General features: G+C 60.8%; 23 protein-coding genes. 8 read left to right on the top strand and 15 right to left on the bottom strand.

Features of this window, described 5'->3' with window-relative positions; translation table 11 throughout:
* The first annotated feature begins 103 nt into the window (after nt 1-103).
* From acpS to DHV10_RS13135, 3 genes are all read left to right on the top strand, one after another.
* On the top strand, nt 104-487 hold the full coding sequence (gene acpS, locus DHV10_RS13120) for a holo-ACP synthase (protein WP_109487165.1): 384 nt from the start codon (nt 104-106) through the stop codon (nt 485-487).
* A gap of 176 nt (nt 488-663) precedes the next feature.
* Complete coding sequence (locus DHV10_RS13125) at nt 664-1,740, top strand: MlaD family protein (protein ID WP_109486821.1); 1,077 nt, start codon at nt 664-666, stop codon at nt 1,738-1,740.
* A gap of 99 nt (nt 1,741-1,839) precedes the next feature.
* Entirely contained in the window at nt 1,840-2,478 is a 639-nt protein-coding gene (locus DHV10_RS13135) for a cytochrome P460 family protein (protein WP_239461620.1), read from the top strand.
* A gap of 24 nt (nt 2,479-2,502) precedes the next feature.
* On the opposite strand, the gene DHV10_RS13140 is transcribed toward DHV10_RS13135, so the two are convergent.
* The 6 genes from DHV10_RS13140 to DHV10_RS13165 form a co-directional block, all read right to left on the bottom strand.
* Nucleotides 2,503-3,417: a hypothetical protein gene (locus tag DHV10_RS13140; RefSeq protein ID WP_109486824.1), complete on the bottom strand. Its 915-nt coding sequence runs from the start codon at nt 3,415-3,417 to the stop codon at nt 2,503-2,505.
* A gap of 15 nt (nt 3,418-3,432) precedes the next feature.
* The gene (leuS, locus tag DHV10_RS13145) at nt 3,433-5,934 is read right to left on the bottom strand and encodes a leucine--tRNA ligase (protein ID WP_109486825.1); all 2,502 of its coding nucleotides are present in this window, start codon (nt 5,932-5,934) and stop codon (nt 3,433-3,435) included.
* Nucleotides 5,935-5,960: 26 nt separating this feature from the next.
* The gene (locus tag DHV10_RS13150) at nt 5,961-6,542 is read right to left on the bottom strand and encodes an ATPase (RefSeq protein ID WP_109486826.1); all 582 of its coding nucleotides are present in this window, start codon (nt 6,540-6,542) and stop codon (nt 5,961-5,963) included.
* On the bottom strand, nt 6,543-6,968 hold the full coding sequence (locus DHV10_RS13155; protein WP_162601492.1) for a TA system antitoxin ParD family protein: 426 nt from the start codon (nt 6,966-6,968) through the stop codon (nt 6,543-6,545).
* 58 nt (nt 6,969-7,026) lie between these two features.
* Nucleotides 7,027-7,881, bottom strand: coding sequence for a deoxyribonuclease IV (locus DHV10_RS13160; RefSeq protein WP_109486828.1), 855 nt, complete (start codon nt 7,879-7,881; stop codon nt 7,027-7,029).
* Between the two features lie 64 nt (nt 7,882-7,945).
* Nucleotides 7,946-9,355, bottom strand: coding sequence for a Gfo/Idh/MocA family protein (locus DHV10_RS13165; RefSeq protein WP_109486829.1), 1,410 nt, complete (start codon nt 9,353-9,355; stop codon nt 7,946-7,948).
* 64 nt (nt 9,356-9,419) lie between these two features.
* On the opposite strand from DHV10_RS13165, the gene DHV10_RS13170 reads away from it, so the two are divergent.
* Nucleotides 9,420-9,833 (top strand): hypothetical protein, encoded by a 414-nt coding sequence (locus DHV10_RS13170; protein WP_109486830.1) that lies wholly within the window; start codon nt 9,420-9,422, stop codon nt 9,831-9,833.
* 10 nt (nt 9,834-9,843) lie between these two features.
* Here DHV10_RS13170 and DHV10_RS13175 read toward each other — a convergent pair whose 3' ends face one another.
* Nucleotides 9,844-12,693: a bifunctional YncE family protein/alkaline phosphatase family protein gene (locus DHV10_RS13175; protein WP_109486831.1), complete on the bottom strand. Its 2,850-nt coding sequence runs from the start codon at nt 12,691-12,693 to the stop codon at nt 9,844-9,846.
* A gap of 109 nt (nt 12,694-12,802) precedes the next feature.
* Between DHV10_RS13175 and nagA the strand changes: the two genes are divergently transcribed.
* A complete protein-coding gene (gene nagA / locus DHV10_RS13180) occupies nt 12,803-13,960 on the top strand; it encodes an N-acetylglucosamine-6-phosphate deacetylase (RefSeq protein WP_109486832.1) in 1,158 nt (385 codons plus the stop codon).
* Here nagA and DHV10_RS13185 read toward each other — a convergent pair.
* The 3 genes from DHV10_RS13185 to DHV10_RS27545 form a co-directional block, all read right to left on the bottom strand.
* Nucleotides 13,957-14,874 carry an N-acetylglucosamine kinase gene (locus DHV10_RS13185; RefSeq protein ID WP_109486833.1) on the bottom strand — a complete coding sequence of 306 codons (918 nt, stop codon included), beginning with the start codon at nt 14,872-14,874 and terminating at the stop codon, nt 13,957-13,959. The two genes, nagA and DHV10_RS13185, sit on opposite strands and share 4 nt — an antisense overlap.
* Entirely contained in the window at nt 14,871-16,253 is a 1,383-nt protein-coding gene (locus DHV10_RS13190; RefSeq protein ID WP_109486834.1) for an alkaline phosphatase family protein, read from the bottom strand. Before DHV10_RS13190 ends, DHV10_RS13185 begins: the two co-directional genes overlap by 4 nt.
* A 171-nt stretch (nt 16,254-16,424) precedes the next feature.
* On the bottom strand, nt 16,425-16,916 hold the full coding sequence (locus DHV10_RS27545; RefSeq protein WP_204101411.1) for a c-type cytochrome: 492 nt from the start codon (nt 16,914-16,916) through the stop codon (nt 16,425-16,427).
* Nucleotides 16,917-17,104: 188 nt separating this feature from the next.
* On the opposite strand from DHV10_RS27545, the gene DHV10_RS13200 reads away from it, so the two are divergent.
* The 3 genes from DHV10_RS13200 to DHV10_RS13210 all read left to right on the top strand — a co-directional run bounded on the left by DHV10_RS13200 (nt 17,105) and on the right by DHV10_RS13210 (nt 20,190).
* Entirely contained in the window at nt 17,105-18,487 is a 1,383-nt protein-coding gene (locus DHV10_RS13200) for a glycoside hydrolase family 27 protein (RefSeq protein WP_109487166.1), read from the top strand.
* Nucleotides 18,488-18,534: 47 nt separating this feature from the next.
* Nucleotides 18,535-19,134, top strand: coding sequence for a DUF1287 domain-containing protein (locus DHV10_RS13205; protein ID WP_204101412.1), 600 nt, complete (start codon nt 18,535-18,537; stop codon nt 19,132-19,134).
* 129 nt (nt 19,135-19,263) lie between these two features.
* Nucleotides 19,264-20,190 (top strand): proline dehydrogenase family protein, encoded by a 927-nt coding sequence (locus tag DHV10_RS13210; RefSeq protein ID WP_109486835.1) that lies wholly within the window; start codon nt 19,264-19,266, stop codon nt 20,188-20,190.
* Between the two features lie 353 nt (nt 20,191-20,543).
* Here the strand turns inward: DHV10_RS13210 and DHV10_RS13215 are convergent, their stop codons facing one another.
* The 5 genes from DHV10_RS13215 to DHV10_RS27150 all read right to left on the bottom strand — a co-directional run bounded on the left by DHV10_RS13215 (nt 20,544) and on the right by DHV10_RS27150 (nt 23,500).
* The gene (locus tag DHV10_RS13215) at nt 20,544-20,822 is read right to left on the bottom strand and encodes a MoaD/ThiS family protein (RefSeq protein ID WP_109486836.1); all 279 of its coding nucleotides are present in this window, start codon (nt 20,820-20,822) and stop codon (nt 20,544-20,546) included.
* Entirely contained in the window at nt 20,823-21,323 is a 501-nt protein-coding gene (locus DHV10_RS13220; RefSeq protein ID WP_109486837.1) for a M67 family metallopeptidase, read from the bottom strand. It abuts the gene before it with no gap.
* Nucleotides 21,320-22,291, bottom strand: coding sequence for a PLP-dependent cysteine synthase family protein (locus DHV10_RS13225; protein WP_109486838.1), 972 nt, complete (start codon nt 22,289-22,291; stop codon nt 21,320-21,322). The genes DHV10_RS13220 and DHV10_RS13225 overlap by 4 nt, the downstream gene beginning before the upstream one ends.
* A gap of 22 nt (nt 22,292-22,313) precedes the next feature.
* Nucleotides 22,314-22,970: a peroxiredoxin gene (locus tag DHV10_RS13230; RefSeq protein ID WP_109486839.1), complete on the bottom strand. Its 657-nt coding sequence runs from the start codon at nt 22,968-22,970 to the stop codon at nt 22,314-22,316.
* Between the two features lie 290 nt (nt 22,971-23,260).
* Nucleotides 23,261-23,500 carry a hypothetical protein gene (locus tag DHV10_RS27150; RefSeq protein ID WP_162601493.1) on the bottom strand — a complete coding sequence of 80 codons (240 nt, stop codon included), beginning with the start codon at nt 23,498-23,500 and terminating at the stop codon, nt 23,261-23,263.
* Nucleotides 23,501-23,523: the final 23 nt, after the last annotated feature.

A 23,523-nucleotide genomic window follows, 5' to 3' on the forward strand; every position in this document is an offset into this window, starting at 1 on the left:
CGGCGGCCGGAGAAGGGATCATTACGCTGTCTGAATGTCGGACTGCACGAAGGTGCCGCCTGGAGAGTTGCGACCCTCGGCGGTTGTTAGGTTGGTACACAGCATGATTGTGGGAAGCGGCATAGACCTGGTGGAGATTGCGCGGATTCAGCAGTCGGTGGAGCGGTTTGGCAAGCGGTTCCTGAATCGCGTGTATACCCCTGCGGAGCAGGCATATTGCCTGAGGAAACGGAATGCGGCGGAGAGCCTGGCTGCGCGGTTCGCGGCGAAGGAAGCCGGGGCGAAGGCGCTGGGCACGGGAATCAGCCGCGGGGTGAGCTGGCTGGAGATTGAAGTGGTGCGGGAGCCGAGCGGCCGGCCGACGATCCGGTTTCACGGACGGGCTGCGGAGATCGCAGAGAGCATGGGGGTGGGGCATGTCGCGCTTTCGATCACCCATACGGCAGCGCTGTCGATGGCGAGCGTCGTGGTGGAGAAGCTGCCGTAGCGGTCGAGAGGTAAGTTGCTGACCCGAGACTGTTTATTTCAATGAAACTCCGGTGTGACCCGGAGCATCACAATGCTTTCGACGCCGGGCGGGGAGAACGGGTAACCCCTGCCGTATCTGCTATTCTCAAGGCGACGAGACTGATCTGACGCTGATTTCGTCGAAGGGAAAACGCATTGCCAAGCCGCAAAGAGATTCAGTGGTCCCAGCTCAAGGTTGGTGCATTGGTCGTGGCGGCCATGGCGGTTCTGATTTTCGTCATTTTGCTGATGAATTCGGCCGCAGGCGGGGTGTTTGCAAAGAAGCTGACGCTTCGGACTTATTTTGACAATGCGGGCGGGTTGAAGAACGGGGCTCCGGTGACGCTGGAAGGCGTGACGATCGGCAACGTGATGAAGATCCGTGTGGTTCCGGAGCGCGCGCCGAAGCCGGTGGAAGTGACGCTGCGAGTGGGCGGGAACTATGCGCAGTTTCTGCATACCGATTCAAAGACCACGATCGCGCAGGCCGGCGTACTGGGCGACAGCTACGTCGATATTTCTTCGGTACAGGCCAGGGGGCCTGAGATTGCGAACAACGGCGAGCTGCCTTCGACCGAGGCGCCGAGCCTGCAGGGCGTGATTACGGCCAGCCAGACTTCGATTGAAGAGATCACGAAGCTGATGCGGAACTCAAACCGGCTGGTGGACAGTCTGAACTCGACTAAGGGGACGCTGGGCGGCATCATCAACGACCCGAAGTTCTATGCGAAGCTGAACCGGATCGCGGACAACCTGGACAAGATGACGGCTGCCATCAATAGCGACCAGGGCACGCTGGGCAAGATTATCAACGACGACAAGCTGTATACGCATGCGGACGCGATGATCGGGCACTTCGACCAGATTGCCGAGGGCATCCAGAACGGCCAGGGCACGGCAGGCAAGCTGGTAAAGGACGACAAGCTCTACAACAACCTGAATGAGTCTGTGGCCAACCTGAACGAGGTGCTGAAGGGCGTGAACGACGGGAAGGGCGCGATCGGCAAGCTGGCGAAGGATCCGGAGTTTGCGCGCAAGCTTGACGACACGCTGAGCCGGCTCGATGGGATTCTAACGAATATCGACGAGGGCAAGGGCACGGTGGGTCAGCTGATGCAGAACCGGTCGCTCTATGACCATGCAGACGCGACGATGAGCGAGACGCAGCAGCTGGTGAAGAGCATCCGGGAGAACCCGAAGAAGTACCTTGTGATCCGGTTGAAGCTGTTTTAGATCAGGGCGGCTGCGACCGAATTGCCGGCGCAGCGTTTTTCGTCACAATTCAGTCATTGTCTCAGGGTCGGTTGCGTTCTCCTGACATCGGAGGTCAGCGTGGGCAGAAAGTCTTGCTTCGTGGCGGTGGCGGTGTGCGTGTTGTCGGTGGCGCTGGGATCGGTATTGTGGTGGCGGAACAGCAGCAGGGTGGTTAAGGCGGGCAGCTCGGATACGCCTTCGTACGCGGCGAACGGCGACATGCGGCCGCCAGCAGATTATCGCGAGTGGGTTTACCTGAGCACTGGCATCGACATGAGCTACTCGCCGAATGCGATGCAGATGGATCACTCGAGCTTCGATAACGTGTTCGTGAATCCCGCCGCGTACCGGAGTTTTCTTGCGACGGGCACGTGGCCGGACAAGACGGTGATGGTGCTCGAGGTGCGCGGAGCGAAGAAGAAGGGCTCGATCAATCAGCGGGGGCAATTCCAGGACACGGCGGTCAACGGCATCGAGGTGCACGTGAAGGATGAAGGGCGCTTCCCGGGGGAATGGGCTTTCTTTGAGTTCGATTCGATGCAGAAGGACGGCACGCTGATCCCGGACAAGGCTCCCTGCTACACGTGTCATCAAGCGCATGGTGCGGTGGACACGACATTCGTGCAGTTCTACCCGACACTGCTGCCTCTGGCGAAGGAGAAGAAGACGCTGAGCGCGAGCTACCTGAAGGATGAAGAGAGCGCGGCGGCAAAATAAGGGCCGACTCGAGAGGAGGCCCGACTACTGAGCGGAGCCGCCGCGGAAGATCTTCCAGAACTGGACGAAGCAGGTGAGGCGCACGATCTGGAAGTAGTCGTGTGCGATGAGGTAGAAGATCGTTGCTCCCGCCCAGACCACGTGGAGCGCATCGCCTCCGAGTTCGTCGCTGAATGGCAATGGGGCGGCGGAGAGCACCATGGCCACGACGATGAGCGCCAGGTTGACGATGCCCATGACCATCCCGATCTCGAAGAGTTCGGCGGTGAACGGACGTTTGAGTCTGAAGGCGAGGCGAAGCGCTGAGGCCGCGGAGCATTCTTCGAGCAGCATGAGAACCGGGGCGACTGAGGCGATCCAGCCTAGCAGCGCCCAGATGGTGAAGAAGCCCAGAGACAGGAAGATGAGCCAGATGGCGAAGCCGATGAGGTCTGGCTCGGCGCCGCTGAAGTGGGTGGCCGCTGCCCAGCCGACGGAGCGGAACCAGCCCCAGCAGATACCGCCGAAGACGATGAGCCAGATGGTTTGCAGGAGGAGCATGGGGGCGGGGCGAAGGCGGATGCGCGGTTCGGCAAGCTTGAGGGCGAGGTTGCGGCCGAATGCGGAGATGAGGATCCAGGCAAGCGCGGCAATGGGCAGGATGGCGCGGAGCTCGTGCGTGACGAGAGGTTGATAGTGCCACCAGGCACGGCTGAGCTGTGCGGTGGCGACCCAGGGATTGCGCGAGTCGATGGCAGTGAGGCCGGCTTCTTCCGGGGTGAGGACGGCGAGTACGTGCTGCAGGCGTGACCAGCAGACGAGCAGGAAGGGGATGCCGAAGAGCCAGCGCCAGCCGACCTCGAGAGCGACGACTGCCGGATGGCGGAGCATCCAGCCCATTTGATTTACGAGCGTCTGCGTGCCGCGAACCTGCTCGGCTCGACTTCCGCTTGAGATCACTTCAACCCCAATCGCTTATTTCACCACAAGGTTAACCGCACGACCGGGCACAACGATGACCTTGGCGACGGTTTTGCCGGCGGTGCGTGCTTGAACCTTTTCTTCAGCGAGCGCGGCGGCTTCGATGGTCTTTGCGTCAGAACCGGCGGGCACGCGAATGAGGCTGACGAGCTTGCCGTTGATCTGCACGGGGATCTCGATCTCGTCTTCCTTTGCGAGTCCGGGATCGCTCTTGGGCCAGGGCTGACGAAGAACGGCGCCCTGCCCGCCGAGTTCCTCCCAGAGTTCCGCGGCGAGGAATGGAGCGAAGGGGGCCATCAGGAGGACCACCGTCCGCAGGAGTTCGTACATGACGGGAGCGGGAACTTCCCCGGCGACGAGCTGCGCGTCGGCGGACTGGATCTCGTTGACGAGCTCCATGATGGCGGCGACGCAGGTGTTGAAGTGCCAGCGGCCTTCGAAGTCCTGGGTGATTTTCGCGGTGGTTTGGTGCAGCTTGCGCAGTAACTTGAGGGCGACGCCCTGCGGGTTGTCGGGTTTCTGCTGAGCGCCGGCGCGTGCGGCAGGCGCATAACGAGTGACGATGCGAAAGACGCGTCCGAGGAAGCGGCTGACACCGGCGACTCCGTCTTCCTGCCAGTCGAGATCGCGATCGGGCGGCGCGGCAAAGAGCGAGTACATGCGCGCTGCGTCGGCGCCGAAGCGGGCCACCATCTCGTCGGGCGAGACCACGTTGCCGCGGTTCTTGGACATCTTGGCGCCGTCTTTGAGCACCATGCCCTGCGTGAAGAGGCGTTCGACGGGTTCGCTGTTTGTGATGAGGCCGAGGTCGCGCATCATCTTGGTCCAGAAGCGCGAGTAGATGAGGTGCAAGATGGCGTGCTCGACGCCGCCGATGTACTGATCGATGGGGAACCAGTACTGCGCGGTCTTTGGGTCGAAGGGAGCGGTGTTGTTCTTCGCGTCGGTGTAGCGATAGAAGTACCAGCTGGAGTCGACGAAGGTGTCCATGGTGTCGGTCTCGCGGCGGGCGGGACCTTTGCACTTGGGGCAGGTGACGTTGACGAAGTCGGAGAGCTTGGCGAGCGGAGAGCCGCCCTGCTGCGTGATCTCGATGTTGTCGGGCAGAAGCACGGGGAGCTGATCTTCGGGAACGGGAACGATGCCGTCGCGCTCGCAATGGATGATGGGGATGGGGGTGCCCCAGTAGCGCTGGCGGCTGATGCCCCAATCCTTGAGGCGATAGGTGATGGTGGCTTCGCCGAAGCCTTTGGCCTTGGCGATCTCCTGCAGTTTCTTTTGCGCGTCGTGGCAGGAGAGGCCGTTGAACTCGCCGGAGTTGACGAGGACCCCTTCTTCGGAGAGGAACGGCAACTCGGGTTCATCGGCGGCGGGATCGGCGGGCGCGATGACGCGGCGGACGGGGATGGCGTACTTTTTCGCGAATTCAAAGTCGCGCTCGTCGTGGCCGGGAACGCTCATGATGGCGCCGGTGCCGTAGTCGATGAGCACGTAGTTGGCTACCCAGATGGGAACGAGCTCGCCGCTGTAAGGGTTGATGGCGAACTTGCCCGTGGGAATGCCGTGTTTTTCGATTGCGCCGATATCGCCGGCTTCGCGCGCTTTCTTCTGTTCGTCGAGGAGCTTGGCGACCTGCTCGCGCAATCCGGCGTCTTCGGAGGACATGGCGATGACGAGAGGATGCTCAGGCGCAAGCTGCACGCTGGTGGCACCGAAGATGGTGTCGACGCGCGTGGTAAAGACGCGGATCTTTTCGGAGCGGTTTTCGACAGAGAACTCGACTTCGGTGCCTTCGCTGCGGCCGATCCAGTTGCGCTGCATGGTGCGCACTTTTTCAGGCCAGCCCTGGAGTTTGTCGAGGTCATCGAGAAGTTCCTGAGCATAAGAGGTGATGCGGAGGAACCACTGCACGAGGTCGCGCTGCTCAACGATGGTGTCTTCGTGACGCCAGCAGCGGCCGTCGATGACCTGTTCGTTGGCGAGAACGGTGACGCACTCGGGGCACCAGTTGACCTTGCTCTTTTTGCGATAGGCGAGGCCCTTCTCGTACATGCGGAGGAAGAACCACTGGTTCCAGCGGTAGTAGTCGGGGAAGCAGGTGGTGACTTCGGTGGCCCAGTCGAAGCCCATGCCGAGGCGCTGGAACTGGCGCTTCATGGCGGCGATGTTGGAGAGTGTCCACTCGCGCGGGGGCGTGTTGTTCTTGAGGGCGGCGTTTTCCGCGGGAAGGCCGAAGGCGTCCCACCCCATGGGGTGCAGGACGTTGTAGCCGCGCATCCACATGTGGCGCGCAAGGGCATCACCGATGGAGTAGTTGCGCACGTGGCCCATGTGGAGCTGGCCGCTGGGATAGGGCAACATCTCGAGGACGTAGTACTTGGGCTTGCCGGAGGAGTGGGGTTCGGCGGCGTACATGCCGGGGTCTGCGGCCCAGCGCGCCTGCCATTTTGGCTCAATCACGGCCGGGTCGTAACGTAGTTCCTTCTCTTCTGCCATAACCTTTCAGTGTAAACGGGGGGACATCACTCTTTGGGCAGCAGGGGCGCGAGCCAGTCGGGGACGGGCTTGATCTTGCGAAGAGCCCCGCCATCTTCTCGAACGAGAACAAGACGATACGGGTGCAGCAGATCACTATTGTCGTAGACGTGAATGTTGGAGAGTTCAGCCAAGGACTGCTTCAAGTTGCGCAGCACTCGCGGATACCGGTTGAAAAGTTTGCCTTGCGGTACGTCATGGCCACCCTGCGAGACTCGCATGGAAACTCGCTCGTCGGAGATCTCAGGGCTGTCGAGGCCGATGAAGAACAACGCCACGGTGTAGCCGAGAGCCTCAGCACGTTTGAGGAAGTGGAGTTTGTCGCCTGCAGGGTCGGAGAACACGGTCTCGAAGACGAAACTTGCTCTGTTCTCCAGGAGGTGCTGGCGGAAGGCTCCGGCCATCTCTGCGGCACGGTAGGGATCGACATTCAACTCTTTGGCGATGAGGTCTGCGTTGACGAAGTAGAGCCCCGAGGAGGCGAGGAAAGCCCGGTAGAACGTTGTCTTACCGGCGCCGTTGGGTCCGGCGATAGCTATGATGATCGGCCGGCGGTCGAGAATCTCCACTCAACCCCTGGCTCCGGCAACTTTTCCGGTACGAGGGATGCGCGAGGCTGTCTCTCGCTTGGGAGCCATGCGGCCCTCGGGCACAAACTCGCGATTGACGAACTTGCCTACGGTCTTGGTTCCGTCCCTCTCGGTACGAACGAGCATCCCCTTCCTTTTCGGGTGTGGCTCATAGTGGGGATAAGGAAGGCTTTGAAGATAGTTGGACAATTGGCGCCGCCCGCGGGAGGTTTCAACCGATTCGATGGCAGCGGTCAGTGGCGTTGCATTGGCGTTGCGTGACAGCGCGAGTACCTGGCGGCCTTCCAGTAGGGCTTCAACGCCGCGGCCAAGCTTGGCCCAGAATTCGACCTGACCGGCTATGGAGCGCTCCTGGGCGTCACCGACAATTCTGGCGTCCAGCACTAAAGCATCAGACAGTTTCACTGGCTGGCTCATAGGATCATGGTAGCAAAATGCTACCAAGTTGTCACGATAGCAGTTTCTACTGAACGAGGCTCTTGAGGACTTTGACATTGCGTTCTTCGTCGCCGTCGGCGTCGGTGGGGGTTTCGGCGATGAAGGCGCAGTGCTCGAAGCGCGGGTCGTTCAGGAGCCAGCGGAAGGGCTCAATGCCGATGTTGCCCTGGCCGATGTGATCGTGGCGATCGAGCTTGGAGCCGCGCGCGGCTTTGGCGTCGTTGCAGTGCCAGACGCGGACGGCGTCGACGCCGAAGGTGATGTCGGCCTGGGTGATGGTTTCGAGATAGCCCTGTTGCGTGGTGATGTCGTAGCCGGAGACGTGGGTGTGGCAGGTGTCGAGGCAGACGCCGACCGGGGCGTGTGCTTTGAGGCGGTCGACGAGTTCGGCAACCTGCTCGAAATTTCCGCCGAGGGAGCACTCGGCGCCGGCGGTGTTTTCGATGAGGATGCTGAAGTCAGTTCCCTGCCAGGGGAGTCCATCGACGGCACGCTGGATGGACTCGGCGGCGAGCTTGAGGCCTTCGTTCCGGGTGAGGCCTTTCCAGGAGCCGGGGTGGAGTACGAGGTATTCAGCGCCGAGCATGAGGGCGCGCTCGATCTCGCCGCGAAATGCGACGACGCTTTTCTCGCGGAAGTCTTCGGTCTGGCTGCAAACGTTGACCAGGTAGCTGGTGTGAATGACGAGGGGGCCGACATCGAGTTTGGCGCGCTGCGCACGCATGCGCTCGGCCTGCTTGGGGTCGATCTTCTGCGGACGCCACATGCGCGGGCTCGAGGAGAAAATCTGAAATGTGTTGGCGCCGATCTCGTGCGCCTTGTCTACAGCATTGGAGGCACCTCCGGCCGTGCCCAGGTGTACCCCGATTCGCTTCGCCATTGCTCGATTTTAACTGGCGCGGCTGGCTGCGATGATGCACGGCGCGTGCGTGAATCGCGGTGGATCAGGAGAGAAGCTTCATCTCTTCAGGATCCCACTTGATGACTTCTTTTTTCTGAATACTCAGGTTGCTGAGGAGCGCGGCGCCGGCTGCACGGTAGCCGAAGACTGCGTCTTCAACGACTGGCTTGCGGGAGCGTACCGAGGCGAAGAAATTTTTGAAGTGGTCGTAGCTGTCGCTGTAGCCGTCGGGAGCGACGAATTTTTCGAAGCCCGCGGCCGGAGCGCCTTCGGGGTGCTGCCGGGGATACTTCTTTGCGTGCTCGGCTTCGATCTGCGCCTGCATGGCTTTGGGGAAGGTGTCGATGGTGAGACCCGGATCTTTTTCGCGCGGAACGCGATTGATGCTGACCCACCCGCCGCCGATTTCCATGGTGCCTTCATCGCCGGTGAAGAGAAGGCCTTCGCTCTCATCGCCGCCATCGACGAAGTTGACGCGCAGGCTGAGGTTGAACGCCTGGGGGTAATCGAACAAACCCAGCACTACGTCGAGCGCGTCGCGGCCGTCTTTCCAGTAGCGGAGGCCGCCGGTGGCCATGCCCTGCGTCGGTCCATGAGAGCCGGTGATGAAGTGCGTGCCACTGAAGAGATGCACGAAGAGATCGCCCGCAACGCCCGTGCCGTAGTCTTTCCACTTGCGCCATTGAAAGAAACGTTCGGCGCTAAAAGGAATCTTGGGAGCGGTGCCTTCGAAGCGCGGCCAGTCGCAGGTTTCAGGCGAGGCGTCGGGTGGGATGGTGTAGTTCCACGCCCCCATGGAGGAGTTGCGATCCCAGCGGGCGGTGACCATGTTGAGTTTGCCGATGGCGCCGGAGGCGAGGAGGTCTTTCGCCTTGGCGTAGATGATGGAGCTGACGCGCTGGCTGCCGATCTGGATGATGCGGTTGCTGGTCTTCGCGGTTTCGATCATCGCCGGGCCATCGGAGTAAATGTGGATCATCGGCTTTTCGCAATAAACATCTTTGCCGGCCTTCATGGAGTCGATGGATGCCTGCTTGTGCCAGTGATCCGGTGTGCCGATGATGACGGCATCGACGTCCTTGCGCGCGAGGATTTCGTTGTAGTCGCGAGTGGTGAAGGTGTCGGCGCCCCAGAGCTCTTTGCTGCGCTCGAGGCGGCCGTTGTAGCAGTCGGCGACCGCGACGAGCTTGACGCCGGGCACCTGGATGGCTTCGCTGGTGTCGTACATGCCCTGGCCGCCTGCACCAATGAGGGCGATCTGGATGTGGTCGTTTGCAGCAACGGGGCGGGCGGGCTCCTGCTCGGGGGTCAGCAGGAAGACGTTCTTGCCGGTTGCAGCTACAGCACGTGATGCGGCTACCGTGGCGGCTGAAACGGCTGCCGCGGTCTTGAGAAAGTGTCTGCGATTCCAGATCTGCACAGCTCCCCCTTGCGATTCAAAATGCTGCCGCATACAACGATACACGGCTCCTTTGTACGATCGAGGCTTAGAGCCGCTAACAGGAAGAGACACGACGATGCCGTGGCAGAGCAAGTGGAGAGTGCGAGACAGAAACAGGCTGCTGTTGTTCCTTATCAACGAGCTAGCCGGAGCAGCCCACATCTCTTTGGAAGGGGATCTACCCCCTGGGATTCTGGAGTTCCCGGGCGCATCCGGAATCGAAACTGAAATTCTGAAGCGCGGAACACTGACGCCAGCTCAACATTTCGCGATTCTTCCGCTTGAGCGAGCAACAGTTCCAGAGATTGTCCGCGGGATCGGCGGCACGATCCCGCGCGGGCTCCTCCATATCCAGATCGAGAAAGGTGGCAGGTTGGCCTTTGCGGCCTACGACAACTTTCATCCCGACTGCACTTACTTTGGGGAGGCTATTTCCGCCGATTTCATCGAGAGACTAATCGCGAACAAGTGCATCGCCGCGATCATCTGACTTGATCTGCTTAATCGTCGTCATCCTTCCGCGGCTTTACGCGTTTCTGGGTGAGCATGGCGGGAACGGGCCTGGATGCCATTGCGTCTTTCCAGAGCACCACGTTGAGCTTTTGTGCGTCGGCCTGGTCGGCGTGGCGGAAGTCCATCTTTGAGCTCTCCTGCGCACCCGGGGCTTTCTTGGGGTTGGCGGTGTAGATGAGGCCGTTGTCGCGATTGGAATAGTCGGCTGTGTAGGGCGGCTGGTCGCCGGGGCCCGTGAACAGCGTAGAGACCATGGAGCTGAACGCATCGTTGTTGTTCATTGGAGGCAGGCCGAGCAGCGTCTCCATGGTGCGGATGAAGCTGACGGTCGAATAAAAGCGGCTGTCGACGACCGGGGCACCTTCTGTGCCATGCGGCGCGTATTTGCTGATGACGAGGCCGATGCTGCGGTGCGCATCGACGTGATCGGCGCCGTTCTGCGCGTCGTCTTCGAGGATGAAGAACGCGGTGTCGTCCCAGAAGGGCGAGTGGGAGATGGCATCGACGGCACGGCCGACGGCGAGGTCGTTGTCAGAGACGCTGGCTTTCGGAGCGGGCCGGCCCGGCACGGTGCCGTTGGTGTGGTCATCGGGAATGCGGAGCTGGATGAAGTTGGGCATGGTGTCTTTGCCCTTTGCTTTGTCGGCTTCCCACTGCTTGAGGTGGCGCAAAAAGACCTCGACGCGGATCTGATCGGGCACAGCGAGATTGAAGTCCGGAGCTTCAGCGGCGAAGTGGCCGATGAGTTCGGGCTTGGTGGGCTTAGCCGAGGCGATGAGCGGGATGGGCCAGGGCCACTTGTTTGTGCCGCCACCCCACTCAGCGGGGATCTGCTCGCCGGGCTTGATTGCTTTGGTCGCACACTTAGCGCCGGGAAGCATGGGGCCGGCCTGAGGGCTCACGGACTTGAGCTCGTCGCAGAAGGTATCTGCAATGTACTCGCCGAAGTGGTAGTAGGTCTTGCCATGCTTCGCGAGGTTGGTCCAGAGATAGCCGCTGGCGGGCTCGTTGACATCGGGGATCTTCTGCTCGAGCGGGAGGCCGTCGGCGACTACGCCTTCGAAGTCGTAGGTGCGCTCGCTGCCGCGATAGGCCTGCTGCCATGTCTTCTCGAGGTAGTCGGTGCCGATGGCGGCGTTTGACCAGACGTGTCCGTCGCCTGACACTTCGCCGGAGTCGTAGAAGTTGTCGAGCACGCCGAACTGAAGGGCGAGCTTGTGCAGATTCGGCGTGATGTCTTTGCCGTACATGGTGAGGCTGCTGTCGCCGTTGCCGACGGGTTTGCCGTTCTGCTGGAGGTCGCCGAGGATCTGGTCGTAGGTGCGGTTCTCTTTGATGATGTAGATGACGTGCTTGATGCGGTTGCTCGATCCATCAGAGAAGCAGATCTTCTCTTGTGCCGCTTTCATGCGGTTCGACTCGAGCACCGTTTCGGTGAAGTCGTGCAGCTTCTGTCCGATTTCGTTTTCGTCGAGGACAGCAAGCGAGCCGTAGAGCAGGGTTGCGATGTAGTTGGTCTTCTTCGGCATGCCGGGCTCGGGCTTCTGGTCTTTTGGCGGGTAAGGATTGGCAACCGTTCCTTTGCCTTTATCCGTGGCGACGAACAGCTTGCCGTTCGATCCGGTGCCGGGGATGAAGGCCATGGACATCGGCATCCACTCTGTGGGGACGAAGCCGGTGGGCTCGACCATTCCTTTGCGGGAGACGGTTGCGGTGAGCTTTTTGGTGTCGATTACTGCCACGGCATCGCTGCCCATGTTAGCGACGTAGAGGCGGGTGTTGTCCGCGTTGAGTGCGAGGGCCACGGGCTCTGCTCCGAAGTAGCTCTGGCCGGGAAGGCGCGTGTCGAAGTAGCCCTTGACGGAGAACAGCGCACCGGAGACGTTGACGGCTGCGACAGCGTCGCGATTGGCCAGGGCGACGTAGAGGGTTTTGCCATCGGAGCTGAGGGCGAAGGCGCAGGGATGAGTGCCGGGGCGGACGGGATCAGTGGGCTTGAGGAGCGCGAGTTTGCGGCCGACTGTATTTTTCTGGAGGTCGAGTTCGACGATCTCGGAGGCGTTCCAGAGCGCGACGTACGCTTTGCGGCCGTCTTTGGAGAGTTGCAGGGCGACCGGATAGGTGGAGGGCACCGCGCTGCTTTCGGTGAGGTCGAAGCGATGCTCGATGTTGCCAGTGGCAGGGTCGATGAGCAGGACGTCATCGGTGAGGTTTTCGGCGACGAGCAACTTCTCTGCCCCGCTGCTGCGGACCACTGCAATTGCGGCGGGAAAGGGGATGCCCTTGTCACCGTCGACTTCGCCGATGAGTTTTGTCTTGTGGCCGGGCTGAAGCGTTTCGAGGGGCAGGCGGATGATGCGATCGGGCTCGATGCGGCCGTCGGTAAAGCGATAGACGAGGATTCCGCTGCCGGTATCGTGCGGGCCGTGCTGCGGCTGATTCTTGCCTTCGGGATCTGTCTCGGAGCCGATGCTTGCGTAGAGATGCGCGCCATCGCTGCTGAAGGCCAGGCCGGAGTAGAGGGTCTGATTGCCTCGTCCGGAGTAGGTGCGATCGTCGGGGAAGTCGGTGACCTTCTGCGACTGCGTGTCGTATACAGCGAGGGACTGCTCGTATTTGGATTCGTAGGTGCCGTATCCGGCGTTCACGGTGACCACGTAGCGCGAGTCGGGCGAAACGGCCATCGTGATGGGCTCGCTGTTCAAACGCTGCGGGCTGCCCGGAACGGGCTCGATGAGCTGCTTGCTTGAAGGAAGATTGATGGTCTGGGCAACACTGGACTGCGCTCCGGTCATCGACAAAACGCCAGCAACGAAGAACACCGCCGAATTTCGCATGGCAAAACGATATCAGGTGAGACAGTGGAGTTTTCTTACAGCGCGATGACAGCAGTGAGTTGGTGCAAGCGGACGGCGGTGGTGTGCGCACCTGCAATAATTGATGGCTATGCAGACAGTTGTGACAGCAGCGAGACTCTGGGACGGAACGAGCCTCCATGAGAATCCGCTCATTCTGATTGAAGACGGACGCATCCATTCGATTACGAGCCGCGAGTCGGCGGAGTTGCCGGCGAGGGCGCGGGTACTGGACTATCACGGGGCGACGATTGGGCCGTCGTTTTTCGATGTGCATTTTCACGGGGCTGCCGGGCACGATGTGATGGAAGCGACGACGCCCGCGCTGGAGACGATCGGCAGATTCCTGGCGTCGCGCGGGACTGCTGCGTATCTGGCGACGACGGTGACTGCTCCGCTGGATGCGACGCTGCGCGCGCTGGACGGAATTGCAAACGAGATTGCGAAGCTGCCGGAGCCGGGACGGGCGCGTCCGCTGGGGATCCATTTGGAGGGGCCGTTTCTTTCGCATGAGAAGCGCGGGGTGCATCCGCCGGACCTTCTTCTGCCGCCAAGCATTGCGACCTTCGATCGGCTGATCGATGCGGCGCATGGGCATGTGCGGCTGATTACGATTGCACCGGAGCTGCCGGGCGCTGAGGAGCTGATTCGTCATGCGGTGTCGTGCGGCGTTCGGGTCTCGCTGGGCCACTCGAATGCAACGGCAGCACAGACGAAGGCCGGAATTGCGGCGGGCGGATCGAGCGCGACGCATACGTTCAATGCGATGCGGGCTCTTGATCATCGCGAGCCGGGGATTCTGGGGACCGTGCTGACGGATGACTCACTGTATGCGGATCTGATTTGCGATGGGGTGCATACGACGCCGGAGATTGTGCGGCTCTTCTGGCGGGCCAAGGGGCCGGAGAGGGCAATTCTTATTACGGACGCGCTGGCAGCGGCGGGCATGCCCGATGGAGAGTATTTTCTTGGAGGATTCGCTGTCGAGGTCAAGGGAGATCGTGCGATGGCTCGGGGAGTGCTGGCGGGCAGCGTGCTGACGCTGGATCGCGCACTGTCGAACTTCGTTCAGTTCACCGGGGCCACTGTGGACCAGGGGCTGCGGTTGCTGACGCGGAATCCGGCAGCGATGACGGGGCTCGACCATCGGGCAGGAAGCATTGTGCCTGGACGCGCGGCGAACCTGGTTGCGGTGGACGAGCAGGGGAAGCTGGTGGCTTCGATCATTGCGGGAATGCAGGTGAACTAGCTGGAGGTCTTCGCGAGCTGCTGCGCGCGCCAGACGGCTCCTTCGATGCCCGCGACTTCCGTGTCGCGAACGGGCATGTGAGGTGCGGAGGCTTTGAGGCCTGCGAAGAAGGCTTCGCGGACGATGCGAGACTTTCCGATGACGCTGCCGATCCATGCAACCGGAACTTCTTCGGTGAGGTTGTGCTTGCGGCGGAGCTTGGAGCGGACGAGCAGGACGCTGTCGACGAGGTCGTCGGCAGCCTGATTCAGAACACTGAGCGCGACCGCATCGCCTTCTTCGGCGAGTTTGTCGATGGCGGGAGCGAGAGCGGCGAAGTCGGGGCCGGGGGTGCTGTCGCCGAGATTAACGAGCTCTTCAATGGTGCGGGTTCCCCAGATGGCGCCGACTGATTCAAGGATGCGCGTTGGTTCTTCGTGGTCATAGGCGCGCAGAGCGCGGCGGACGGCGTGAAGGCCGATCCAGTAGCCGGAACCTTCGTCGCCGAGACGCGAGCTCCAGCCGCCGGCGCTTTCGCGACCTCCGCCGGGAGCGCGACCGATGCAGTTGGAACCGGTGCCGGCGATCTGAAGGATGCCGGGGCCACCTTTGAAGGCTCCGTCGAGCGCGATGACTTCGTCGCCGACGACTTCTGAGCGCTCGACACCGAATTCGGAGAAGACTCCGGTGATCCACTCCTTGACGCCGGGCATGGTGGCGCTGGCGACGCCGGCGGAGGCGGTTTTCACTTCTTTGACACCGGCCTTGGCGAAGACATCTTCGAGGATGGCGCGGAGGTTTGCTTCCGCTGTTGCTGCACCGACACGGAGCCGCTTGATGGAACCGTTTTCGACAAAGGCCAGCACATCTGCGCCATCGACGATGGAGGCGCGCGTTCGAGTACCACCCCCATCGATGCCCAAGACTGCGCTCATTGCGGTCCCTTCTCCGCCTCTGACGGTGCTGGTGTATTCAGGGTTTCAACTCCATTGTCGCGCAACGTACCGGCGAGAACGTTTAAGCTGCCGTCATTTCTCGGGACCTGAAGGCCGAGGATGTGAGCGATCCAGGGGTAGAGGTTGGTGTTCTGAAAAGGAGCGACGGTCTTGCCGGGGATGATGTCGGGGCCTGCGGCAAAAAAGATGGCCTTCATGTCAGGCATACGGGCGGGATCGAAACCATGCATGCCGGCTTCGGGCGGATTATCGGGTTTGCCTTCGGACGGCTTGTGAGCGCGGATGGCGTAAGGGCCGGTGGCGATGATGACCGGGTCGCCTTCGCGCGGGTTCTGGTTGTAATCGAGGCCCGCGGGAACATCTTTGCGGCGGTAGGCCATGAACTGGGAAGAGGCCTGCTTGAGCTTCGTGTAGACGCGGGCGCGGTCTTCTTCTGTCTTGCCGTAAAGGAGAGAGCCGGCGTTTTCGAAGCCGCTGAGATCGGCGAAATCATCGAGCGTGATCCAGCTGCCTTCGACTTTGGCCATGCCGTGATCGCTTACGACGACGAGGTCGATGGGCAGGGCGGTGGATTTCAAGGCGCGCTCGAGTTTACCGATGAGTTTGTCCATTTTGAGGACGGCGGCTTTCGTCTGGGGAGCGTCTGGACCAAACTGATGGCCTTCGTGATCGGGCTCTGAGTAATAGATGGTGATGAAGTGGGGGCGCTCGGCCTCGGGCATTTTGAGGAGCGCCACAGCGTCGTCGATGCGGGCCTGCTCGACTTCATCGCTGGCCTGAGTCTTGTTGTCGAAGACGGCGTACCAGGTGGGACGATGGCCGGCGATTTCGGCTTCTGACCCGGGCCAGAAAAGACAGGCGGCGCGCATTCCCTGGCTTTCGGCGAGGCTCCAGAGCGGCGTCCCGCTGTACCAGCTTCCATCGCGCACAACGCCGGGATCGGAGATGGTGTACTTCGCTGTTTTGGTCTCGTCGTAGAAGGTGTTGGCGACGAGACCGTGATGCTCAGGGTAGAGACCGGTGACGAGGGTGAAGTGATTGGGGAATGTGAGCGAGGGGTAGCTCGGCATCATGCCGTCCGGCGCCCAGACTCCCTTTTTGCCGAGGGCCAGCAGGTTGGCAGCGTTGTCGCGTTTAGGGTAGTCCCAGCGCAAGCCATCGAGCGAGACGAGGACAACGTAGTGAGCACTCTGAGCGGCGGTGGAATTGGGCGGGTTTTCTACATGGACGAGAGGAAGGGCGGGGCTGCCACCAGCGATGGGCTGCGGTTGCTGGGCGTGCGATGAAGCGCACGGCAGAAGGGGAAGTGTGAGCGCGAGCAGCGCGACTTGAACCCTTCTGGGAACCCGGTAGCCCATTGTCGTTCTCCTCGAACAGCTTATCGTACACACGACCTTTTTCCGGTTCGCGGTGGGCAAGGAGAACCTGGGGAAACTCGGATGATCAGCTAAGTGGATTGAGGCTTCGTGAACCTTGAGCGCTGACTTGTCTATCCCGCGAAGGATTCTTCACGGGATAGACGGGAAACTCTAGCGGCTGGGAGCCGGTGCCGTAGCAGGCGCTGCGGCAGGAGCCTCCGCCGGTGCAGGCGCGGGTTCTGCGGCAGGGGCTGCGGCGGGAGCGGCGGACTGGTTCTTTGCGAATTTGCGAATGTACTGAACGAGGTTGCGAACTTCATCGTCCTTGGCGCGGGCGGCGTCTTCGGGAGGCATTTTGCCGGAGCCTTTGCGGATGGCGTTGAAGAGGTCCTGATCGGATTTGCCGGAGAGGGACTTCGGGTCGGTCCAATCAAGCAGGTTCAGAGACATGTCCTTGGCGAGATCGCTTTTGCCATCGCCCGCTGCGCCGTGACAAAGAGCGCAATCGAGTTCGTAGACTTTTTTGGCTTTGGCCATGGACTCCCCGCCGGCTTTCTTTCCGGCTGAAGGCTGGCTCGATTCCTGTGGGGGACGGGCGGGGGCGGAGACGGCTGCTACAACAAGCAAGACAACCGCCGCGAAGTACGCGAACGACTTAACCATAGATGTCTCCTCAGTTGCAGGTGTCTGGGGATTGGCATCGGCAGCTGTATCAGTTTTTATTCGACGCCATTATAGGCCCCTTTGAAAGTGAGTTGCATCACGTCTTTTTACTGGCCGGATTCCTGCGGGGATTCGAGGAACGGGGTCGAAGCGCGCGTCCTAACACCCGCTGTGGTATACGTTTGCACATGCTTCGCACGAGCCTGTTTTCGGCGCTACTTTTTGCCCTTGTTCCAGTGTCCATTGCCCAGTCTTCCCAGAACCCGGCTCCTACGCCGCCGCTCGGGTGGAACAGCTGGGACTCGTACGGGCTGACGATCGGTGAAGCCGACTACCGCGCGAATACCAAGGTGCTGGCCGGGATGCGCCAGTATGGATGGCAGTACTCGGTGATTGACGAGGGCTGGTACATGCAGGATCCTTTCGCCGATTCCGTGGAGGCGAAGAAGTACATCTGGGATGAGAACGGGATTCTCATTCCCGACGGGAAGCGCTTCCCTTCTTCCGTGATGGGCGCGGGGTTCAAGCCGCTGGCGGATTGGGTACATGCATTCGGACTGAAGTTTGGGATTCATATTGTGCGCGGAATTCCGAGGCAGGTGGTGGAGCAGAATCTGCCGATTGCGGGGACACAGTTTCATGCAAAGGATGCGGCAGATCTGACTTCGCCGTGCCCGTGGGACCAGGGCAACTGGGGCATCAAGGACAACGAAGCTGGCCAGGCGTACTACGACTCGATGCTGAAGCTCTATGCGGACTGGGGGCTGGACTACATCAAGGTGGACTGCATCAGCGATCACCCGTATCGCGTGACGGAGATTCGGCAGATTGCGGAGGCGATTCGGAAGACGGGGCGGCCCATCGTGCTGAGCCTTTCGCCTGGACCTACGCAGATTGAGCATGCTGCGGAGATTGCGAAGTACGCGCAAATGTGGCGGATCACCGATGACCACTGGGACGGCTGGAAGTTCGAGCACAAGGATCCGAAAAGCGAGTTCCCTGTCGGGCTGCACGATGAATTCGACCGCATTGCTGCGTGGTCGCAATATGTGAGGCCGGGCAGCTGGCCAGATCCCGATATGTTGCCCGAGGGTTTTCTTGGTCCGCATCCAGGGCTGGGCGAAGCACGCACGTCACGCTATACGCAGGACGAGGAGCGCAGCGAGTTTACGCTGTGGGCGATATCGCGATCGCCGCTGATTCTGGGCGACAACCTGACGAAGCTCGATGACTTCTCGCGGTCGCTCTATACGAACAAAGAAGTGCTCGATCTAAATCAGCAGGCAGTGGAATCGAAGCCGGGCCTTCTGCCGAAGAGCAAGGAAAACGACAAGGAGTTTCCGCAGCGCTACTGGTACGCGAGCACCGGCGGACCGAAGCCGAAACATTATGTCGCGGTCTTCAACCTGGCGGATGCCAAGACGACGGCGAACCTGCCGTGGATGATTTTTCATTTACCGAACAAGAGCTATGCGGCGTTTGATGTGTGGAACCAGAAGCAGATTGCGAAATCGAAGACTCTGCAGGTTGACTTGCCAGCGCATGGATGCGCGCTGCTGCGGATCGAATGAAAGCCCTGAACCGCCGCTCGCTCTTATGCACCTTAGCTGCAGGCTGCATGGCTCGACACGTGTGGGCCAGCGCGAGCAGTGGTGAACGCGTCGCATCCGCAGCGCGGGCGCAGGTCGGAGTCACGACCGGATACGACCCAGCCTGGATTGCAATAAGTTATCCGAACGGCGATGTAGCTCGCTCGACAGGCGTATGTGCCGACGTGGTGATCCGTGCCGCGCGCGATGGTCTCGGACTCGATCTGCAGAAGCTGGTCCATGAAGATATGACGGCGCACTTCGATGTCTACCCTGCGCGCCGGACATGGAGATCGAGACGTCCAGACTCAAACATCGATCATCGCCGCGTGTTGAATCTCGAAACCTTTTTCCAGCGGACCGGCTCTTGTCTATGGCACGCGTCCGGACCGGTGGCTGGGGATGCATTCCCAAGACCACTGCAGGCTGGCGACATCGTTACCTGGCTACTCGACGCCCGGCTTCCGCACATTGGGATCGTCGTCGGAACCTCGAGATCGGGTTCCAGCGCCGACAATCCAAAATGCCAGATCGTTCACAACATTGGGCGTGGCGCGGAGCAATCGATGTTGGCGGAGTTCCACCCACATCGTGCGGCCGGGCACTATCGCTGGCCGACCTCGTCGTGAAAATGGCAGTGTTACTCATGAAAATCTCCATGCCGCCGCATGCAGTCAATCCTCCGCCTAATATGCGAAACTAAGTAGTCGGATCGGAGCGTCTCCTTGCCCCAGACCTCCGCCGGCAAGGTCTAATTGATGCCCGTTCTTCGTTCCGCCTTTATCGCGCTCTCCCGCAATCCATCTCTCCGCAAATTTGCCGAACACTCAAGCTTCGGCGGCAAGCTCAGTTCGCGTTTCGTGGCCGGACTGGAGATTGAGGACGCGCTGCGCGTCTGCTCGCAGGTCAATGCGCAGGGAATGCACGTGACACTCGACTCGCTGGGCGAGAGCGTGACGAATCCGGATGAGGCGCATCGTGCGGCCGACATCTACCACCGTCTTCTCGATCAGATCGCCGCGCGCAAGCTGGACTCGAACATCAGCGTGAAGCTGACGCAGATGGGTCTGACGCTGGACCCGGCGCTCGCGGAGCAGATCGCGATGGATCTGACTAGGCATGCGCAATCGACGGGCAACTTTGTCCGGATCGACATGGAGGATTCGTCGCTGACGCAGGTGACTCTGGATATTGTGAGGCGGATTCACGCGCGCGCTGAACTGCGGGGTCATATCGGCATCGTGATCCAGTCGTACCTTTATCGCTCGCAGGCTGACATTGAATCGCTGATCGCGGACGGCATTCGCGTGCGGCTCTGCAAGGGCGCCTACAAGGAGCCGGCGGAAGTTGCTTTTCCGAAGAAGACGGATGTCGATGCGAATTACGTAAAGCTGGGAAATCTGCTGCTGCAGAGCCCGGTTTATCACGGGCTGGCAACACACGACGAAAAGATGATCGCGGCGGCGAAGAGCTTTGCGACCCAGCGCGGCATTGATCGCAGCCGGTTCGAATTCCAGATGCTGTTTGGAGTGCGGCGCGATCTGCAGCGAAGCCTGGTTGCGGAGGGGTACAACGTGCGGGTCTATATTCCGTTCGGGCGCGAGTGGTATCCGTACTTTATGCGGCGACTGGCTGAGCGGCCCGCGAACGTGCTGTTTATTGCGAAGAATATGCTGCGGAAGTAGGGCGGGGGCACGGGTTCGAGTCTTATCTTCCGAACTTAAGTTGAGGGCGTTGTTCCAAAGTTCTCGCCGACCCGAAAACAATGGAGAAATCTGGACTATAAAAAACAACTACAGGTTCCTCCGCTACGGTCGCCCAAGGGCGACCTCCGGTCGGAGTGACACGCTGAATTAGCGGGCGCAAGGTATATCAGACTTCGTTCCCGCGTGCGTCGACCCCGAAGAACAACCGCAGATCCTTCGACTCCTCACTGCGTTCGTCGCTCAGGATGACACTGTGCAGGAGGAATGGGATGCGCATTCATGCGATCGTTGGCGGGAAGGTAGCAACTGGCGAGGACGCTTTTTGTCGCGAGCTACCGCCATCCTCCGGCGATGGAGGGGATGATGGAGAGCGTGTCGGTGCCGGAGACCTGGGAGTTCTCCTTCTCGGGTAGATAGCGGACGTCTTCGTCGTTGAGGTAGAGGTTGACGAAGGAGCGAACCTTGCCGTCGGTGGTGAACAGATGCTTGCGCAGATCGGGGTACTCGCTGGTGAGAGAGTTCAGGGCTTCCGATATGGTTGCTGCGCCAATTTCGATGGCGTCTTTGCCTCCAGCGTAGGTGCGCAGCGGTGTGGGGATGTAGATCGTCATTTACCTTTGGTCCTTGATGGATTGGTTTGCTTGTTGCTGTGATTCGAACTGCGCCGAGGGCGCGTCGCCGACGTGGATGGTCTCGTGCTCGAAGTGCTTGTCTTCCTCGGTGGTGCCGGCGAGCAGGAATGAATTAGTGATGGCCGCGCGGCCTTTCTCGACGGATGTGATCACGTAGGAACAGCCGAGCCAGTGGGCCTCGGCGAAGTCGGTCTGCGACCACTGCGCGGGGTGATCGGGATGCGAGTGGTAGAAGCCGGCGATTTCAAGGCCCTTCTCGCGCGCGCTGCGCTGAATGCGGACAAGTTCGATCGGAGCGATGTTGTAGCGATTGTGAGCAGAATCGGTTCGCGTGTTCCCTGCCCTGATCGCATCGGTGACGACCCAGCCGTGCTCGCCGGGGCGGCCGAGCAGAGCGCCGCAGCACTCGTGTGGGTAGGTGTCTTCGCCGTGGGTGCGGATTGCCTGGAAGATTTCGCTGGTGAGATGGAGAGTGCTCACTCTTCCTCCCAGAAGCGCTCGCTCAGGTATTTGTCGGCGGAGTCGGGGAGCACGGTAACGATGGTGGCCTCGCGTCCGGCGGCCGATTCTTCTTTTGCAATCTGTTCACAGGTGACGACAGAGGCTGCGGCGGAGATGCCGACGAGGACGCCTTCTTCGCGCGCGAGCCGCTTGGCCATGGCGTAGGCTGCTTCGGTTTCCACGTCGATGTTGCGATCGGCGAGTTTGGGATCGTAGATGGAAGGAACGATGGCAGTGGCCATGTGCTTGAGGCCTTCGAGGCCGTGAAAGGGCGAATCGGGCTGCATGCTGATGGCCTGGACAGCTGGCTTCAGCTCCTTCAAGCGGCGGACAGTTCCCACGAAGGTGCCGCTGGTGCCGAGGCCGGCGACGAAGTGGGTGACGGTACCGCCGGTCTGCTTCCAGATCTCAGGGCCGGTGGTTTCGTAGTGCGCGCGCCAGTTTGCGGGGTTGGAGTACTGGTCCATGTAGCAGTAGCGATCGGGGTCGCTGGCCGCGAGTTCGCGGACACGGCGGATTGCGCCGTCTGAGCCCTGATCGGGATCGGTCCACTCGACCTGGGCGCCGTAGGCTTTCAGGATTCGCTTGCGCTCGGGCGAGACGTTGCTCGGCATGACCAGCTTCACGGGAAATCCGAACGACGCGCCGAGCATGGCGAAGGCGATGCCGGTGTTGCCGCTGGTGGCGTCGAGCAGGGTTTTGCCGCTGCCCAGGCGGCCGGACATCAGGGCGTGGCGCACCATCGAGGCGGCGGCACGGTCTTTCACGCTTCCGCCCGGGTTCACCCATTCAGCCTTGCCAAGCAGGGTGACTCCGGCGTAGGGACACGCAATACGATCGAGCCGGATCAGCGGGGTGTTGCCGATGCGATCGATCAGCTCAGACCCATACCTGGCCTCAGGTTCGTTCTGCCATTGTGCTTCCGGGATGTAAACCCTATGCGCCAATCCTTCGTCTCCGATGAGTGTGTTATTGAGGTTGCGCTGCGGTGCGCAGGTATGGCTTGACCGTTTTGAAGCCCGGGAACTGTTTCTCTGCCTGCTCGTTCGAAACGGAGCCGGCGATGATGACGTCTTCGCCCTGTTTCCAGTTGGCGGGGGTCGAGACCGGATGCTTCGCGGTGAGCTGGATGGAATCGAGAACGCGGATGATCTCGTCGAAGTTGCGGCCAGTGGTCATTGGATAGCTCAGGGTCAGCTTGATCTTCTTGTCGGGGCCGATGACGAAGACGGTGCGCACTGGGGCGTTGAGGGCGGGCGTGCGGCCTTCGCAGGAGTCGCCGGCGTCCGCCGCGAGCATGTCATAGAGCTTTGCGATCTTCAGCTCGGGGTCGCCGATGATGGGATAGTTCACGTCGTGGCCGCCTACGTCCTTGATGTCTGATGCCCATTTGCTGTGGCTTGAGACGGGATCGACGCTGAGGCCGATCACTTTCGCTCCGCGCCGGGCGAAGTCCTTCTCCAGAGCGGCGACGGCGCCGAGTTCGGTCGTGCAGACGGGGGTGAAGTCCTTGGGGTGGGAGAAGAGCACGGCCCAGTTTTCGCCGATCCACTGATGGAAATTGATGGTTCCCTGGGTTGTTTCGGCGGTGAAATCGGGGGCGACATCGTTGATGCGGAGCGACATTCTGACTTCCTCCTGAGGCGGTTGGTGCACGTGTATTGGTTCAACTCTCGTGCACAAAAAATGAAAAACCCACTCGCAGATGGCTGCGGGTGGGTCAAAGGGAACGACAAACTTGGATCGAACGCGCTCTCTCAGACACAGTCCCGCAGGCTGTGACACATACAACAACAGGCCATGCGGAATGTGGAGAATGCGTTCATCGACTGATTCAAGGCTAGTGCCTTCGTATCGTTGATGTCAATCGGCGGCTATGCGACAGGCGCTGCCTTTATGGCTTCGATGGGACCGGATCAGCTTTTTAAATTGGGCTGTTCGGAGGCCCATTTGTATCTGCGTGATTGGCCGCGGTGGGGCATGAGGCGGAGTTTGCGGCAGGTTGGGCACTCCCACGGGTACAGGCCGAGACGCGGAAGGACTTTCTCCTGGAGGAAGCCTTCGCGCGGCAGACGGCGCATGGGGTGGGTCTTGCACTTGGGACAGAGCGGATGCGGATTGACGCGGCGCTCGGTTGGGGCTTCGCCAGTGGACATCGGGCCTGCTCTCACCTTCTGAT

The organism is Occallatibacter savannae (genome assembly GCF_003131205.1).
Lineage (GTDB): Bacteria > Acidobacteriota > Terriglobia > Terriglobales > Acidobacteriaceae > Telmatobacter > Telmatobacter savannae.